The 2,510-nt window shown below is 47.2% G+C and carries 3 protein-coding genes; all 3 read left to right on the plus strand.

Features of this window, described 5'->3' with window-relative positions; genetic code table 11:
* Window positions 1-834: 834 nt before the first annotated feature.
* Complete coding sequence (locus YWE_RS0120745) at window positions 835-1,359, plus strand: fimbrial protein (protein WP_029096191.1); 525 nt, start codon at window positions 835-837, stop codon at window positions 1,357-1,359.
* Window positions 1,360-1,419: 60 nt separating this feature from the next.
* Window positions 1,420-2,160 (plus strand): fimbrial biogenesis chaperone, encoded by a 741-nt coding sequence (locus YWE_RS0120750; protein ID WP_227659907.1) that lies wholly within the window; start codon window positions 1,420-1,422, stop codon window positions 2,158-2,160.
* A gap of 54 nt (window positions 2,161-2,214) precedes the next feature.
* The coding region (locus YWE_RS28220) for a FimD/PapC N-terminal domain-containing protein (RefSeq protein ID WP_036016735.1) at window positions 2,215-2,510 on the plus strand (296 nt) is incomplete at its 3' end.

Here is a 2,510-nt window from a genome sequence, read left to right on the forward strand (position 1 = left end):
CCAAAAATACAACAGCCAATCTCTGAGGGGGTTGGTGCGAAACGTTTGGATGTTGATGAGGGTAAAAATGAAATAAACGTTAACGCTAATAATTTACGCTTATTTACCAAGGGGATATTAATTCAATGAAAAGAGCGGTGTCATTTTTTAAAATGCCGTGATGGTAGAGTCTAATGATGTCATATTTTGTGGGGATGATTGATATAATATCAATATGTAATTATAATTAACTTAGCTTATTATTTTGTTTTCGAATGTGTATAATATGCTATTAACAGCAATGCTTTCGTATCGGTGAATAATGACTTGGTTGCTCATTGATATCTCGATGGCATTGCTTTGACCCACTTGGGTTATTCATTCTATGTCGATATCCGTTTGCTTTTAACTAAACGGCTTTTGGGTTGGCTTTAACGTATTGATGTNACGACATAATNATATGAAATNATTGACCTCTTTATGTCATTACTTCCTTACTGAGAGTCATCATTAAGAGTTATTGTTTCGAATAAAGTGAACTGGAAATACACCCTATTATTCAATCCGGGGGAATGACTCTCTGGATAAATAAAAAGTCAGCCCACCCNAANTTTGGGTGGGCTGCTTATGCTGATTGGATCAGGAAACACCGATTCAATCTATTTTAACGCGTCGTTAATAACCATTTTTATGTAGGGTTGTTGCGATTAAACACGTATTGAGATGCTCAATCCAACCCATANCGTTCAGTTGGATAGGTATCTTTTGATTGTAATCGAAAACATAGCGAATTAAAGCGTGTGTGGTTTATTCGCTAACGACTTAATGTCATATAAGGAAATAATTAACATGAAGATGAACAACATGGCTATCGTGATGGCGGGTCTGATTTTATCCACTGCGGCACAGGCGAGTAACACCATTCAATTTCAGGGTGAAGTGGCTGACCAGACGTGTGACGTCACCATCAACGGTCAGGCATCCGCACCGTTAGTCCTGCTGCCAACGGTACCGAGCTCATCGCTGGCCAATGCCGGTGAGACCACCGGGCAAACCCCCTTCACTGTCGGTGTCAGTGGGTGTACCGCCTCNGCCAGCGTCACCGCGATTAAAACCGTGTTTGTGGGCAATAACCTGACCGCCAGCGGCCGTATGGGCAATACCGCCAGTGTCGACAACAACGTCTCACTGCAATTGGTCGATCCGGCTGTGCCGGCCACCCCACTTGACCTGACCGGTCAAACCGGAGCGGCAGGCCTTTCTTTGGCGGCGAATGCCACGTCGGCGAGCCATACCTTCGCCGTGCAATATTACGCTGAAGGTACCGCACTGCCAGGTGCCGTGCTGGGCAGCGTACAGTACTCCGTGTCTTACCAGTAATTTGTCATCACGATAACCCCCTTCATCACACTGAAGGGGGTTATTAGCGAGGGGCTTCGTATGAAGATCAACTGTTCACGTACCGGGATTGGCACGTTTTTCGCCGTCATGTTATTACTGGCTGAACCGGTGATGGCCAGCGTCGTGATGCTCAATACCCGGGTCATCTATCCCGCAGACGCCGCATCGAAAACGGTGCAACTCACCAATAATGACAATATTCCTTACGTGATGCAGATGTGGGTAGACATCAACAATCCGGCGTCAACACCGGAAAATGCCGACGGGCCATTTGTGACCGTACCGGCCCTGTTCCGCATTGAGCCGAACGCCGGGCAGTCGGTTAGGCTGATATTTACGGGCAGTGGTTTACCGCAAGATCGTGAATCCATCTTCTACCTGAACAGCGCACAAATCCCGCCGAAAAACGTGGCGAATAACGCTGAAAATCAGATGCTGGTTGTATTGCGTAATCGACTCAAAGTGTTTTATCGTCCAAAAGGTATCGTCGGTGGGCCTGAAGACATCGCCAGCCAACTCCGTTTCTCGCTGAAACAACAGGGTGCGCAATGGATATTGACCGTCAGCAATGATTCTGGCTATTACGCCTCTTTTATTCATGCTGCGGCCATGGTGGGCAATACTCCGGTACTGTTCAAGGCTGATATGGTTGCCCCGAAGTCTCAGGCCAGTTGGGTATCAGAAAAAAGGGCCTCGTCCGCGGCCGGTGCGCAGAAAATTAAATTTACCTTAATCAATGATTACGGTGGTCACACACAAGCCGAAGCGCGTCTGAACTGATGGGCTCATCGTCTTCGTGAATACCTAAAATTCCGGGATTAAGGGACTCAAGGAATGCAGACAAAAATAATCATCTCCCCCCCTCATTCGGATGGTCGCCAACGCAGCGCGATAGTGAGGGGCATATCTACTCATGCCCCGCGATTAAGACGACTGATACTGGGACTTGGGCTGTTGACACCGTCCGCATTTGCCACAACGCCAGACCATCAGTTTGAGTTTGATGACAGTATGTTGGTGGGCAGTGCCAAGACGCAAAAGAGCCTGACACGCTTTAATCAGGCGAATACCGTAGAGCCGGGTGCTTATCAAGTTGACGTCTTCATCAATGATCATTTCTTGGCCCGAGA

It is taken from the genome of Budvicia aquatica DSM 5075 = ATCC 35567 (assembly GCF_000427805.1).
GTDB lineage: Bacteria > Pseudomonadota > Gammaproteobacteria > Enterobacterales > Enterobacteriaceae > Budvicia > Budvicia aquatica.

Coding starts and splice junctions, on each gene's coding strand:
- YWE_RS0120750 (WP_227659907.1), top strand. CDS start 1,420: ATGAAGATCAACTGTTCACGTACCGGGATTGGCACGTTTTTCGCCGTC.